At 70.9% G+C, this 13,453-nt stretch carries 11 protein-coding genes; all 11 read right to left on the bottom strand.

Annotation, left to right across the window (positions count from 1 at the left end; translation table 11 throughout):
- Window positions 1-193: 193 nt before the first annotated feature.
- Entirely contained in the window at window positions 194-1,141 is a 948-nt protein-coding gene (locus IZR01_RS27230) for a D-alanine--D-alanine ligase family protein (RefSeq protein WP_194925503.1), read from the bottom strand.
- Window positions 1,142-1,365: 224 nt separating this feature from the next.
- The gene (locus tag IZR01_RS27225) at window positions 1,366-2,679 is read right to left on the bottom strand and encodes an aminotransferase-like domain-containing protein (RefSeq protein ID WP_194898223.1); all 1,314 of its coding nucleotides are present in this window, start codon (window positions 2,677-2,679) and stop codon (window positions 1,366-1,368) included.
- Window positions 2,680-2,927: 248 nt separating this feature from the next.
- On the bottom strand, window positions 2,928-3,680 hold the full coding sequence (locus tag IZR01_RS27220; RefSeq protein ID WP_194898222.1) for a class I SAM-dependent methyltransferase: 753 nt from the start codon (window positions 3,678-3,680) through the stop codon (window positions 2,928-2,930).
- Entirely contained in the window at window positions 3,677-4,699 is a 1,023-nt protein-coding gene (locus IZR01_RS27215) for a DUF371 domain-containing protein (protein WP_194898221.1), read from the bottom strand. The genes IZR01_RS27220 and IZR01_RS27215 overlap by 4 nt, the downstream gene beginning before the upstream one ends.
- A gap of 130 nt (window positions 4,700-4,829) precedes the next feature.
- Complete coding sequence (locus tag IZR01_RS53505; protein WP_194898220.1) at window positions 4,830-5,972, bottom strand: N-acetylmuramoyl-L-alanine amidase; 1,143 nt, start codon at window positions 5,970-5,972, stop codon at window positions 4,830-4,832.
- A 91-nt stretch (window positions 5,973-6,063) separates the two neighbouring features.
- Window positions 6,064-6,390 (bottom strand): thioredoxin, encoded by a 327-nt coding sequence (trxA, locus tag IZR01_RS27205; protein ID WP_194898219.1) that lies wholly within the window; start codon window positions 6,388-6,390, stop codon window positions 6,064-6,066.
- Between the two features lie 109 nt (window positions 6,391-6,499).
- Entirely contained in the window at window positions 6,500-7,453 is a 954-nt protein-coding gene (trxB, locus tag IZR01_RS27200) for a thioredoxin-disulfide reductase (RefSeq protein ID WP_194925502.1), read from the bottom strand.
- Window positions 7,454-7,562: 109 nt separating this feature from the next.
- A complete protein-coding gene (locus tag IZR01_RS27195) occupies window positions 7,563-8,423 on the bottom strand; it encodes an RsmA family anti-sigma factor (protein ID WP_194898217.1) in 861 nt (286 codons plus the stop codon).
- Window positions 8,420-9,097, bottom strand: a complete 678-nt coding sequence (sigM, locus tag IZR01_RS27190; RefSeq protein ID WP_194898216.1) for an RNA polymerase sigma factor SigM — start codon at window positions 9,095-9,097, stop codon at window positions 8,420-8,422. Before sigM ends, IZR01_RS27195 begins: the two co-directional genes overlap by 4 nt.
- 12 nt (window positions 9,098-9,109) lie before the next feature.
- Entirely contained in the window at window positions 9,110-10,855 is a 1,746-nt protein-coding gene (locus IZR01_RS27185; protein ID WP_194898215.1) for a protein kinase family protein, read from the bottom strand.
- A 183-nt stretch (window positions 10,856-11,038) separates the two neighbouring features.
- Window positions 11,039-13,453, bottom strand: a 2,415-nt coding sequence (gene murJ / locus IZR01_RS27180) for a murein biosynthesis integral membrane protein MurJ (RefSeq protein ID WP_194925501.1), incomplete at its 5' end; no start/stop codon positions are given.

The raw sequence follows: 13,453 nt of genomic DNA, 5'->3' as shown, positions 1-13,453 counted from the left end.
GCTCGCCGGGGCTCGGTGCCGAGCCAGCGTGCAGCAGAGCGGACGTCGGGGCGGCAAGGCTAATCGCGAGGGAGATCTGCCACGGGCCCGGGCGGACAGGGCTGGTTTCCCGTGAAACACCGGCTGGTTTCCCGTGAAACGAGCCATGTTTCACGGGAAACCAGGCCTCGGTTTCCCGTGAAACATGGGAGCGCTACTCGGCGATGACGGCCTCGACCAGATCCCGGTAGAGCACGCCGAGGTCGAGATTCGCGGCGCCGACCGCGAGCGGGACCGAGCTGGTCTCGGTGAGGCCCGGTGCGACCGCGACTTCCAGGAACCAGGGCGTGCTGTCGGCGTCGAGGATCAGGTCGGTGCGGGACATGCAGGACAGGCCGAGGGTGGTGTGCGCCCGGACGGCGACGTCCGCCACGGCCTTCTCCTCGTCGGGGGTGAGGCGGGCGGGGGCGAAGAACTCGGTGATGCCGGCGGTGTAGCGGGCCGCGTAGTCGTAGACGCCGGAGTCGGCGACGATCTCGACGGCGGGCAGGGCCCGTGGGCCGTCGCCGGTGTCGACGACCGCCACCGCGATTTCGCGGCCGGCGATCTGGCGCTCGATGAGTGCCGTCTCGTCGTAGGCGAAGCAGGCCACCAGGGCGGCCGGAAGCTCCTCGCGGGTGCGGACGGCGGCGGCGCCGAGTGATGAGCCGCCGCGGGCGGGCTTCACGAACAGCGGCAACGGGAATGCGGCGGACACCGCGTCCAGGACGGCCTGGGTACCGAGGTCCCGGAACGTCGTCTTGGGGATGGCGACCCAGTCGGGGGTGGACAGTCCGGCGGCACGGATGGCGTCCTTGGCCGAGGGTTTGTCGAAGGCGCGGCGGCAGGCCGCTGGGGACGACCCGACGTAGGGCACTCCCAGCAGAGCCAGGATCCCCTGGATCGCGCCGTCCTCACCGGTCGCGCCGTGCAGGGTCGGGAAGACGGCGTCGGGGCGGTCGGCGAGCAGCGATGGCAGGAGTCCGGCGTCCACGTCGCGCACCTGGACCTCGACGCCCGCCCCGCGCAGCGCGTCCGCCACCCGTCGGCCGGAGCGGATCGAGACGTCGCGCTCGTGGCTGAGGCCGCCGGCCAAGACGACGACACGGCCCAGGTCGCTCATTGCAATCACTGCCCTTCTCCGATTTCTTCGCCCCCGATCATGCCAGTCCGCGGACCGGCTGGAGGCCGATGTTTCACGGGAAACGGTGGTTCGGTTTCCCGTGAAACAGGGTCACCGGCAGTCTGGCCGCGTCATGTTTCACGGGAAACACCCCGCCGTTTCACGCTGCCCGACCGATGTTTCACGGGAAACCGGTTCCCCGGTTTCCCGTGAAACATCGGTCGCTAGGCGAGATCCGGTCCGGGTGTGTCGACCCCGTCCCGGGTCTCGAGCGCTCGGGATGCCTCGTGCCCGAAGGCAGCCCGCAGTTCCATCTCCTCGCGCAGGACGTCCGCGAACCGCCGCACGCCTTCCCGGATCCGCTCCGGCGTCGGGTAGCAGTACGACAGGCGGAGCGAGGAAGTGCCGAACCCGTCCGAGTAGAAGCCGGTGCCCGGGACGTACGCGACGCGGGCCGTCACCGCGCGGGGCAGCATCGCCTTGGAGTCCAGCCCCGGCGGGAGGGTGACCCACACGTAGAACCCGCCGTCGGGCTTGGTCCACGTGACACCCGCCGGCATCAGATCGGACAGCGCCGACAGCGTGGCCTCGCACCGTTCCCGGTACATCTCCCGGAACGCCTTGATCTGCTCGCGCCACGGCTGGGTGCCCAGATAGCGGGAGACCAGCATCTGGGAGAAAGCCGGCGGGCACAGGTCGGCGGCTTCGGCGGCCAGCGTCAGCTTCTCCCGCACGGCGTGCGGGGCCAGCGCCCAACCGACCCGGAAGCCGGGGGCGAAGGTCTTGGAGAACGAGCCGAGATAGATGACGTTCTCGGTGTCCAGCGACCGCAGCGCCGGGTAGATCTCGCCTCCGAAGCCGAGCAGCCCGTAGGGGTTGTCCTCCAGGATCAGTATCCCGGCCTCGCGGCAGATCTGGACGATCTGCGGCCGCCGTTCGACGGCCATCGTCACGCCGGCCGGGTTGTGGAAGTTCGGGATCGTGTAGAGGAACTTGATGCGGCGGCCGGAGGCCTTCACCGAGGCGATCGCCGCGCGCAGGGTGTCCGGCACCAGGCCCTGGTCGTCCATTTCCACGTGGACCACCTGCGCCTGATACGAGGCGAAGACGCCGAGCGCGCCGACGTAGGAAGGGCCCTCGGCCAGGATGACGTCGCCCGGGTCGATGAAGATCCGGGTGACCAGGTCCAGCGCCTGCTGCGAGCCGACGGTCGCGATCACGTCGTCGGGGTGGCCCTCGATGCCCTCCAGGCGCATGATCTCGCAGATCTGCTCCCGCAGCTTCTCATCGCCCTGGGCTCCGCCGTACTGCATCGCGACGGTGCCGGACTCGCGGACCAGTTCCTCGGCCACGGTCGCGATCGCGTCCATCGGCAGCGCCGCGAGGTTCGGCATGCCGCCGGCGAGGGACACCACTTCCGGCCGGGAGGCCACGGCGAAGAGAGCTCGGATCTCCGATGCGGTCATCCCGCGGGTCCTGGCTGCGTAGCGGTCGACATACGAGTCGAGCCGGGAACCCGGACGCTGCGGGAGTTCCATATCACTCTCCTTGGAGTCGGAAGGTCGATGCCTGTTCACCAAGTCAAGCAGGCAAAGCCATCTTCCCGGGGGCTTGTCCGCCTTTTCGACGCCGTGTGACAGGACTAACATCCCCTTGGCGGAACGCCGCACTGGCAGCTCAGCGGCGGGTTTTCCGCCGGTCATCGCCGATCTGATCCGGAAGGAGCCGGCTGATGCGTAGGCGGATCGCCTCACTGCTCAAGGGCCGGCTGACGGTCCGGCGTGCGCTAAACGTCGCGCTGTGGTTCGCCGGCGGCGTCCTCGCCGGGTTCGGCAGCGGCGTCCTGCGGCCGCACCGGGTCACGTGGGTCGACCGCGACCGCTCGGAGGTGCAGGACGGTCTCGGTGGCCCCCGACCCCAGCCGCCGCGCCCACGAGGAGCTGATGGTGGCCAGCTCGGTGTGCGGCACCAGCCGGACGTCGGCGAGCTGCCAGCCGAGCGCGGCCAGACGATCGGCCAGTCCGGTTGAGGCCACCGCCTCCGGGGTGAGTTCGGGGAGGTCGCGGATCTCCAGCGGGACCGGATCCCGCCAGATGCTGGTGCCGATCGAGATCTCCAAAGGCGCGCCGGGCTTGGCGACCGCACGCAGCCCGGACAGTACGTCGGTCTCCCCCAGGACCACGCCGCGCAGCAGTTTGCCCCACGGCATGAGCACCGTGACTTCGTCGGCGACCCCGTGCAGCGCGGCCGGGACCGTCTCGATCGCCGAACTCACCAGAACCAGGTTCGGTGCCCCGCCCTTGACCGGCTTGCGGGCGGCCCGCACGGCGGTCTCGGTCATCCGCTGCCACGCCGGATCGACGCCGATCACCAACCACTCCGGGTGCGCGACGGCTTGGCGGTAGGCGGTGCGGGCGTCGCCGGTGCCGACGTCGACGAGGACCCGCTCGGCGGCGGCCAGGGCGCCGGCCAGTTCCGTGGGAGCCAGGTCGGTCAGCTTCTTGCCGGCGAGGACTTTGAGTGCGGCGGTGCGGGTCATGTCTGGTCCTGCTCGTTGAGAAGCGCGTAGAGCCGTTTGCGGGTGAGTCCGAAGGGGGCCAGGGCCTCGGTCAGGGTCCTGGGGGCGATGCCGGCTTCGGTGAGGGCGCGGGCGACGGCGGTCAGGTCGACGGGTTCGGCGTCGGAGGAGGCCGGGCCGACGACGGTCAGTACGCCGGGCGTATCGACCGCGGCAGCCGCGACCGTGTGCATCACGGCCGTGCCGAGGTCGAGTTCCGAGGTGTCCTCGATCCAGACGTCCCGCCCGGCGAACAGTGCGGCAGAGCTCGCCGGTGGCATGTGGAACACGACCGCGGTCAGAGGAAGCGTGGAGAGGCGCTGAGGGCTCCCCAGATAGGTGCAGGGGTAAGGAGGTAGGCCCGCGGCCAGAAGAGCTTCCAGCGGCTTGTGCGGCCCGGGGACCGTGACCCGGGCTCCGGCGGCGGCCGCTCGTTCGAGCACTGCGTTGGTCGCGGCGACCTCCTTGGGCGGTGCGTCCTCGGCGATGGTGAGGTCCACGGTTTCCCGTGAAACATCGATGGTTTCCCGTGAAACAAGAGCCTTCGCGGCGGGGAGCCGGGTGCGGTCGCCGAAGGTGACCCGCAGGAGGGGGCGCGACGGCCCGAGCTCTTCGACGGTGAGGGTGACTTCGCGCTCCGGGTCCGTGAGGGCGGCGGCGAACTCCTCCGGGAGGTCGTCCGCGGTGAGCGTGGAGTCGACGGCCAGGGTGTCGGCGTCGAGGGTGCGGCTGCGGCGGATGACGGCGCGGTCGGTGAGCGCGCGGCGCGGATTGAGCGTGGCCTCACCGGTGAGGGCGGGCAGCCCCGGGGTCGCCAGGGTCAGTCGGACCCGGCCGCGCAGTGGGGCCAGATTCGGGTCCAGGACCGTGCCGACCGCGAGCACACACGTCGCGCGCGGCGTGATGGCCGGCTCCGCGGTCAGCTCGAAGGTCTTCGCATGGGTCGCCCGGATCGCCGGGTGGCCGCGGCCGACGAGGACGGCTTGCTGGGGATGAGGCACGGTTCCAGGGTAGGGGCGCGATCCGGGGCTGAGCTCCCGGTGACCCGCCGGTTGGCGGTGAGGGGAGAGCCAGCGGATACCAGCGGGCGGGTCCGGGTGACCGATACGGGACCCGCCGAAGCCTGATCGCCTACTGCGCGCGCAGTTCGGCCAGCCGCAGCACGCCGGTCGGGGAGTCCGACTCCGGCGGCAGGTACAGCCGCTGGACCGCGATCACTATGGCGTCGGCACACGACTCGCGGAACCGCTGTGAGGCCAGCAGGGCCGCGTCGTGCGGGCTGGTGAGGTAGCCGAGCTCGATCCGCACCGCGGGCATCTGTGTGTAGCGCAGCACGTCCCACGTCATGCCGTGGGTGCCGAGGTTGGCCAGGCCGGTGCGGGCCGTGATCTCACGCTGCACCAGGCCGGCGAACCGCTCGCCGGTGGGGGAGCTGTGTCCGAAGCGGTCGTTGCCGTAGTAGAAGGCCGCGACGCCGGAGGCCGCCGGATTGCTGTGGGCGTCGCAGTGCAGCGAGATGAGCAGATCCGCGCCGAGCTCGTTGGCCTTCTCGGCGCGGCGCCGGTCGTCCGGGCTGCCGCCGGGGCCGTGTGACAGGTACGTGGTGACGCTGAGCTTCTCCAGCCGGGTCTTGACCCGGTCGGCGATGTCGAAGACCACCTCGGCCTCGATCAGGCCGCCGGCGCCGACCCCGGAGTCCGGGCCGCCGTGGCCGGGGTCCAGGACCAGGGTCTTGCCGGGCAGGGCCGGGCCGGCGCTCTGGATGGCCTCTGACTCGCGCATCGCGTGCAGCAGGCCGCCGTGCGCCATCCGGCGGTTCAGGCGGTTGAGGGCCTGTACGGTCGCCAGATCGGTGATGCCGGTCGCCGGGAGCCCGACGTTGCGCTGGAACTCGCGGACCGCGCCGACGGTGGTGGGGTCGTAGGCGCCGTTGACCCGGCCGCAGTCGAAGCCGAGGGTGAGCAGCGAGCGCTGGAGTTCGGCCACGTCGTCGCCGAACGGCGGCTCGGCCGCCGGGGTCAGGTCGCGGTCGCCGAGCCGCCAGGAGGCCTCTTCCAACAGCCGCATCGTGCCGGGGGTGACCATGCCGTCGACCGTGGTGCGGCGGGTCTGCTGGAAGTGGCGGACCGCGGTCTCCACCGCCTCGTCGAAGACCGGCTCGCCTTGCACGGGGATGTTCCCCGCGTCGATCAGGCCGAGCCGGGCCAGGCGTTCGCGGATCGCGGCCACCGCGGGCCCGGAGTCGCCGCGGCGGTAGGTCGGTTCAGTGGTCACGGTCCTCTACCCTACGCACTCTGCCACTCGCCTCCTGCGCAAAGGCGAAGGGGCGGTCAAAAGACCGCCCCTTTGACGAGCCGACACTGGTTCAGCCGACGTAGTCAGCCAGGTCCTTGAGCAGCAGGGCCTTCGGCTTGGCGCCGACGATGGTCTTCACGACCTCGCCGCCGCGGTAGACGTTCAGCGTCGGGATCGACCGCACGCCGTACTTGGCCTGGGTGAGGGGGTTCTCATCAGTGTTGAGCTTCACGACGTCGATCTTGTCGCCGTGCTCGGCGAAGATGGCCTCCAGCACCGGGGCGACCTGGCGGCACGGGCCGCACCAGGGCGCCCAGAAGTCGACCAGCACCGGCTTGTCGTTCTTCAGGACCTCCGTCTCGAAGGTCGCGTCGGTCACTGCGCGGATGTCGCCCATGGTGTGCTCCTCGTGTAGTTCCTCGTGTAGCCAGCGTCCGGGGTGGTGGCGCCTTCAAATCGAATGCAGCCCCGTGAAACATCGCGCGATGTTTCACGGGAAACGTCGGTCAGACGGTGACGGTCTGGTGGTGCGCCAGCTCGGACAGGTGCCGTTCGGCGTCCAGCGCGGCGGCACACCCGGTGCCGGCCGCGGTGATCGCCTGCCGGTAGGTGTGGTCGACCACGTCGCCGGCCGCGTACACGGCCGGCAGGCTGGTCCGGGTGGTCGGCGAGTCGACCTTGATGTAGCCCTCGTCGTCCAGGTCCAGCACGCCGCGGAACAGCTCGGTGCGCGGCAGGTGGCCGATCGCCACGAACAGCGCGCCGGCCGGCTTCAGCGTCTCCTCGCCGGTCTTCAGGTTGCGCAGCAGCACCCCGGTCACGTGGGCGTCGCCCTCGATGCCGGCGACCTCGGAGTCCCAGACGAAGGAGATCTTCGGGTTGGCGAAGGCCCGCTCCTGCATCACCTTGGACGCCCGCAGTTCATCCCGGCGGTGCACGACGGTCACCGTCTGGCCGAAGCGGGTGAGGAACAGCGCCTCCTCCATGGCGGTGTCGCCACCGCCGACCACGACGATGTCCTGGCCCTTGAAGAAGAAGCCGTCACAGGTGGCACACCAGGAGACGCCCTTGCCGCTGAGCCGCTTCTCGTCCGGCAGGCCCAGCTCCTTGTACGCCGAGCCGGTCGAGACGATGACGGTGTGCGCCTCGTGGACGGTGCCCGCCGAGTCGGTGACCTTCTTTATCGGCCCGGTCAGGTCGACCGCGGTGACGTCGTCGAAGACCAGCTCCGCGCCGAACCGCTCGGCCTGCTTCTGCATGTTGTCCATCAGATCCGGGCCCATGATCCCCTCGGGGAAACCCGGGAAGTTCTCGACCTCGGTGGTGTTCATCAGGGCGCCGCCGGCCGTCACGGAACCGGCGAACACCAGCGGATTCAGGCCCGCACGCGCGGTGTAGACCGCGGCGGTGTACCCGGCGGGTCCGGAACCGATGATGATGACGTTACGGATCTCGCTCACGTGAGCCTGGCCTCTCGAATCCTGGGGCGACTTCAGTGCCGGTTGGCTCAACCGATCCTAGGCAAGATGCATTCCCGGCCGCGCCACGTGGCGGGTTTCACACGTGGTGTTAAGGGCGGGGGACCGTGGTCTGGTCGACGGCTTGTCCGGTTTTGCCCGAAGTGCAGGAATCGAGGTCCACGACAAACACGTCGGCGACCGTCGTGCTGCCGGGCCGCGAGTAGACCGACAGCGTCGCCGGCTTGCCCTGGTACTGGATCTGGGCCTCAGCCAGTAGCTGTGCGCCACTGGGCACCGAATTCGGCAGGCATGCTGTGGCGCCCTTCTGGGGCGTGCCATTAGCCGGAGTCGACATATGGCCACCGATCAAGCCCTCAGCCTGCTGCTGAATACTCAAGGTGCTGAATGTCGGGCCCGACGAGCCGCCGTCGGGGGCGACGCCGACCTGGGGTGACATCCCCGGGACCGGGCTCGCGGCCTCGCCGGACTGGACGCCGCCGGCATTCGGTCGCGGACCGGCCCCGTCCGCGGCCGCGTTGCTGGCACTTTTCCGGACGCCGTCGCTTCCGCTGTTCAGCGCGACGACCGTGCCGATCCCGCCGACGATCACCAGCGTCGCCCCGGCCAGGCCGCCCAGGGCGATGCGGAACCGCCGGCGTCGCGGCCGGGCGGCGGCATGGCCCGCCGGGGCGGTGTCCGCGGCCGGGGCCGTGCTCAGCGGCGGCTCGCGGTCCAGAGCGGCCTCGACACGGATCAGGACGTCCCGCGGGATCGGCACCGGCGGCAGCAGATCGGCGAGCCCGGTGTCGCCGGCGATCAGGGCGAAGTCGGTGGAGCACAGCGGGCACGAGGCCAGGTGGGCCCGGGCCGACTCGGTCGTCGGCGGATCGAGCAGCCCCTCGAACAGGTCCGCGAGCTGGTCCGGGTCGAGGTGGGTGCCGGGCTGGGAAGCGGCGGGATCGGTGATCATCCGGCCCTGCCTCCTTCCCGTCGATCTTGGCGCGTCGGAACTTTGACGCGCGCCGTGCCCCCTTGGTTCCCGCCTGGTTCAGCCTTCCCCGCGGGCGGCGGTGGGTTCCCCTCGCGGAGATGTCTCAGGAGTGGCAGGAGTTTCGCCCGGGCCCGGGCGCAGCGGCTCTTGACGGTTCCGGGGGCCACGCCCAGGGTCCGGGCGGTCTCCTCCACGCTGTAGCCCTCGACGTCCACCAGGACCAGCGCCACCCGCTGCTCCTCGGGCAGGGTGGCCAGCGCCGACTGTAGGGCCAGGCGCAGGTCGGTGTTGGCGATGTCGTCGGTGACGGTGGGCCGCGCGTACTCGGTCTCCACCTCCGGCAGCGGGACGGTGGGCCGGCTGCTACGCCGCCGCATCCGGTCCAGGCAGGCGTTCACCACGACCCGGTGCAGCCAGGTGGTGACGGCCGAATCGCCGCGGAACGAGCCGGCCGCCCGGTACGCCGAGATCATCGCGTCCTGCAGCGCGTCGGCGGCCTCCTCCGGGTCGCTCAGCGTACGCAGCGCCACCGCCCAGAGCCGGTCGCGGTGCCGGCGGAAGAGCTCGCCGAAGGCGTCACCGTCCCCCTCGACGTGCCGGGCCAGCAGGGCCCGGTCGTCGAGCAGGGTGAGGTCGGCGCGCTGGGGCGGCATGGTGGGTGCGGATCAGGAGGCGTTGAACTTCACGGACATGATGGAGTCGCCGTAGCGGCTGGTCCCACCCTTGGCACACGGTATTGACATGTCCGGGTTCGGGGCGGCCGGCAGCGGCTGGGTGAACCAGATCAGGACGAAGCGGGTGCTTGCCGGGGAGTTGGCCTTCAGCGTGACCGTGGTGCTGCCGGGGTCTGCCGAAGCGGCCTTGGTGAACCCCGCCGGAGGCTGGCCGGCGCTGATGGAGGGTACTGAAGTGACCGACGAGTCCGCGGTCCACATCTCCATGGCCGCGCCCGCCGTGCCGATGGTGACTGTCGCGTTGGAGATGGTCTTGGCCGAGCCCAGGTCGAAGATCAGCCCGGTGCCCTTGGGCTTGCCGCTGTGGGTAGGGGTGGGCCCGCAGTACTGGTTGGTGATCCAGCCCTTGTCGCCGATCTGGTTGTTCACCAGGTAGCCCTTGCCCTCGCTGCCGTCGTCCGAGTCGTAGATCGACACCGAGGCGGCGGTGACGCCGGCCGACGGCGGTGCCTGGCTGGCACCCGTGGTAGAGGTCTGAGAAGCGGAGCTGTTCGTGGCGCCGGCCTTCTGGTCGCCCTTGCTGCCACTGCCGCTGAACATCGTGTAGGCCAGCAGCGCGATGGCCACCACGGCGGCCAGTCCGCCGATGCCGATCAGCGTCGAGCTGTTCCGGCCGCCGCCGCCGTTGCCGGAGCCGCGCGAGCCGCCGTAGCCGGAGCCCGATCCCCCGCCACGCGGGCGGTATTCGTCCTCGTCGTAGGAAGCCGGCCGCTGCGGGGCGGTGTGCCCCACCGGGCGCTGCTGCGACGTGGGCGCCGGCTGGTAGCTCGGGGCCACCTGCGGCATGGCGGTGGTCCGGGCGGTGCCGGACGGCATCGCGGGCATCACGGTGGTCTGCTGGTGGCGCAGCGGCGCCGTCTGCGGGGTCGAGGGCAGCGGGGCCTCGTAGCGTGGCCGCGGCAGCTGGGCCAGCGCGTCGGCGACCTCGGTCGGGGTCTGGAACTGCGGGCCCGCCGGGCCGTCGCCGAGGATGCGCAGGATCACCTCGTCCAGCTGCGGGGAGACCTCCGGGCGCAGCTCGCTCGGCGGGATCGGGTCCGGCTGCTGCGGGCGCTTGCCGGTGAGCAGCGCGTAGGACAGTTCGCCGATCGCGGTCAGGTCGGTGCCCAGCGGGTCCCGGGAGACGGTGCCGGTCAGCGCCGCGGCCAGGCACAGGTCGAGGATCTTCACCTCACCGGTGTCGGTGCGCAGCACGGTCTTGGGGGACAGCCGCAGGTGGGCCAGGCCCTGGTCGTGGGCCTCGGTCATGGCCCGGGCGAGTTCGGTGGTGATCCGGACCGCCTCGGTGACCGGGACCGGGCCGCCGCTGAGCACCTCGCCCAGCGTGTGGCCGTCGTGCAGCCACTCGGTGATGACGTAGTAGAGACCCTCGTCCGGCACGGCGTCCAGGACCTGGACGAAGTGGTTGTCGGCCATCGCGGCCGCGGCCCGGGCGGCGGCCATGAAGGCCTCGGCGCGCGGCTGATCGGAGCGCAGCAGGTGGATCCGGTTCGGGCGGTTCAGCTTCTCGTCGGCGGCGAGCCAGGTGACGGCGGGTCCCGTGGTGTGCAGGACTCGGTCCAGGCGGTACCGGCCGTCCAGCCGGTCGCCGGCGGTCACGCCGAGAGACAGGATCAGCGCCTCGGCGTCCGCGCCGATGCCGCCGTCCGGATCGGTGGTCTGGTCCGCGGCTGCCACATGACTCCCTGGTCCGTGCATGCTCTGTGGCATGGTCTCGTCATCCCCGCCTCATGGTATTAGGTTTCGTGCCGTCCTCGTGGCGCGTTGTCCGACCCTCATCTGTGCAGACCGTTAAGAACCATGGGCGGTTGCATCGGGAAACGTCTCTCGATCGGTCGACACCGGGTGATCGCCAGGCGGCTACCTCCCCAACTTCGCGCGTACCGAGCCGAGCAGTTGCTCGACCTCTTCCACGTGCATCAGGCGGGCGCACACCACATACAGCGTCGCCAGGAGACCCCCGCCGACCGCCAGCGAGACGGCGGAGCCCAGCCAACTCTGACCGACCATACGGTTCACATATAAAGCGACGATAAACGTCGCCCCGGCCGCGACCGCGGAGGCTCCTATCAACCGGACGTAGGTCTGCATGATGCGCTTGCCGTCCAGGCCGTGCAGCCGCCGCTTCAGCTTCTGCACGGTGATCGCCAGGCCGAGGCAGTAGGCGATGCCGTAGACCGCGCACATCGCGACCACGGCCCAGCGCTCCTCGCCGCCGCCCTTCAGCACGTAGAACACCGCCGAGCTCAGCGCCACGTTCGCCGCCGAGATCCAGATGTTGATGGTGAACGGGCTCTTGGTGTCCTCGAAGGCGTAGAAGCCGCGCAGCATCAGGAACTGGGCCGAGAACGGGATCAGGCCGAGCGCGAACGCGGACAGCATGTAACCGATGATGTGCGCGTTGTCCATGGACATGCCGCCGTGCTTGAACAGCACCACGGCGATCTGTGGCCCCAGGACCAGGAACGCGAACGCCGACGGCACGATCGCCACCCCGGTGACCCGCAGGCCGTAGGAGATGTCGTCGCGGACCTGGGCCAGGTCGTTGCGGACCGCCGCGCGGCTCATCCGGGGCAGCAGCGCGGTGATCACCGAGACGGTGATCAGGGCCTGCGGCAGGCCCCAGATCATGAAGGCGTTGTTGTAGGCCGCCACGCCCCAGTGCTCGAAGCCGTCGTTGTTGACGTTGGAGGCGTACCGCATGACCACGGCCAGCCCTATCTGGTTCACCAGCACGAACAGCAGCGTCCACTTGGCCAGCGTGACCGCCTTGCCCAGCCCGTGCCCGCGCCAGTCGAAGCGCAGCGTGAGGTGCATGCCCGCGGACTTGATGTACGGCAGCAGGGTCAGCGCCTGCACCGCGATGCCCAGCGTGACGCCCAGGCCCAGCAGCCGGACGTTGGAGGCCGGGATCGTCGAGGGCGTCAGGTCGTTCTTCCGGTTGATGTACCAGTAGGCGCTGGTGGAGCCGATGACCACCACATTGGTCAGCACCGGCGTCCACATCATCGGGCCGAAGCGGCCCTTGGCGTTCAGGATCTGGCCGAGCACCACGAACAGGCCCAGGAAGAAGATCTGCGGCATGAACATCCGGCCGAGGTCGATCGCCAGCTGCCGGTCCGATCCCTTGAAGCTGGAGAACACGTCCACCAGCTCGGGGGTGAACAGCTCGGTGAGGATCGTCAGGACGAACACGCCGGTCAGGACCAGCGTCAGCAGCCGGCTGGCGTAGGCCGAGCCGCCGTCGCGGTCCCGGTGCATCGAGCGCACCAACTGCGGCACGAACACCGCGTTCAGCGCACCGCCGATGATCAGGATGTACAGCATGTTCGGCAGGTTCAGGCCGATGGTGTAGGAGTTGGCGATGCTCGCGGTGCCGATTGCGGCCACCAGTAGGAACTGCCGCACCAGGCCGGTCAGCCGGGACGCCAGGGTGCCCAGGGCCATCAGCCGCGAGGCGCGGCCGACGCTGGGCTCGGCCGGGGCCGCCGGGCGGACCTCGGTCGGGGTGCGGTCCCGGACGCCGGCCTCCCAGGGCCCGCCCTCGCGGGTGCCCGGTCCGGTGCCGGCCGGGCCGCCGGGCCCGCGCGTCGCCGGGCCCTGCACCCGGCCGCGGCGTGGTGGTATCAGGGCTTCGAGGTTGCTGGGGTTCGCGCGGCGGGGCGCGACCGTCATCGTCGGGATCGGCGAGAGGTCCCAGCGGGTGGCGCTGACCGCGTCCTCGTAGTCGTCGCGCCAGTCGCGCTCCTGCTCGTCCTCGGCGCCGTACTGCTCCTGCTGCGGCGGCTGCCAGGACGGCGGCTGCTGGTCGGCGCCGCGGCCCGGGATCTCGTCGCGGAACAGGGCCCGGTTCTCCTCGCCCGAGCGCCGGCCGTGGCCGGGATCGGAGTTCCCGTTGGGCGGGGCGGCCTGCCAGGAATCGGCCGGGGCGCGGCGCGGGTCGGCGCCGTGCGAGGGGCCGCCGCCGTACTGGTCGCCGTACTGGTCTGCGTGCGGAGCCTGGCGCGGGTCGGGCTGCCGGCCTTGCGGGGGCCCGGCGTGCTGCTGAGGGTTCCGCGGGTCCGGCTGGGGGTTCCGCGGGTCCGGCTGCGGACTGCGCGGGTCGCGGCGCTGCCCCAGCGAGGAGGCGCCGGGATCCCGGTACTGGTCGCCGTCCCGGTACGGGGGCTGACCGGCCTGTCGCGGGTCGGCGGCGTACGGCTCCCGGCCGCCGCGCGGCGGATTCTGCGGACCGGCGTACTGCTCGCGGTACTGCGGGGCGTCGGGGCCTGTCTC

It is taken from the genome of Catenulispora pinisilvae (assembly GCF_015356865.1).
GTDB lineage: Bacteria > Actinomycetota > Actinomycetes > Streptomycetales > Catenulisporaceae > Catenulispora > Catenulispora pinisilvae.
This window is presented reverse-complemented; position numbering and strand designations above follow the sequence as displayed.

What these genes read in the sequence shown, in the direction of transcription:
- IZR01_RS27225 (WP_194898223.1), bottom strand. Translation starts at nt 2,679, where the DNA reads ATGGAACTCCCGCAGCGTCCGGGTTCCCGGCTCGACTCGTATGTCGAC.
- IZR01_RS27195 (WP_194898217.1), bottom strand. Translation starts at nt 8,423, where the DNA reads ATGATCACCGATCCCGCCGCTTCCCAGCCCGGCACCCACCTCGACCCG.
- IZR01_RS27220 (WP_194898222.1), bottom strand. Translation starts at nt 3,680, where the DNA reads ATGACCCGCACCGCCGCACTCAAAGTCCTCGCCGGCAAGAAGCTGACC.
- trxA (WP_194898219.1), bottom strand. Translation starts at nt 6,390, where the DNA reads ATGGGCGACATCCGCGCAGTGACCGACGCGACCTTCGAGACGGAGGTC.
- IZR01_RS27230 (WP_194925503.1), bottom strand. Translation starts at nt 1,141, where the DNA reads ATGAGCGACCTGGGCCGTGTCGTCGTCTTGGCCGGCGGCCTCAGCCAC.
- sigM (WP_194898216.1), bottom strand. Translation starts at nt 9,097, where the DNA reads ATGCCGCCCCAGCGCGCCGACCTCACCCTGCTCGACGACCGGGCCCTG.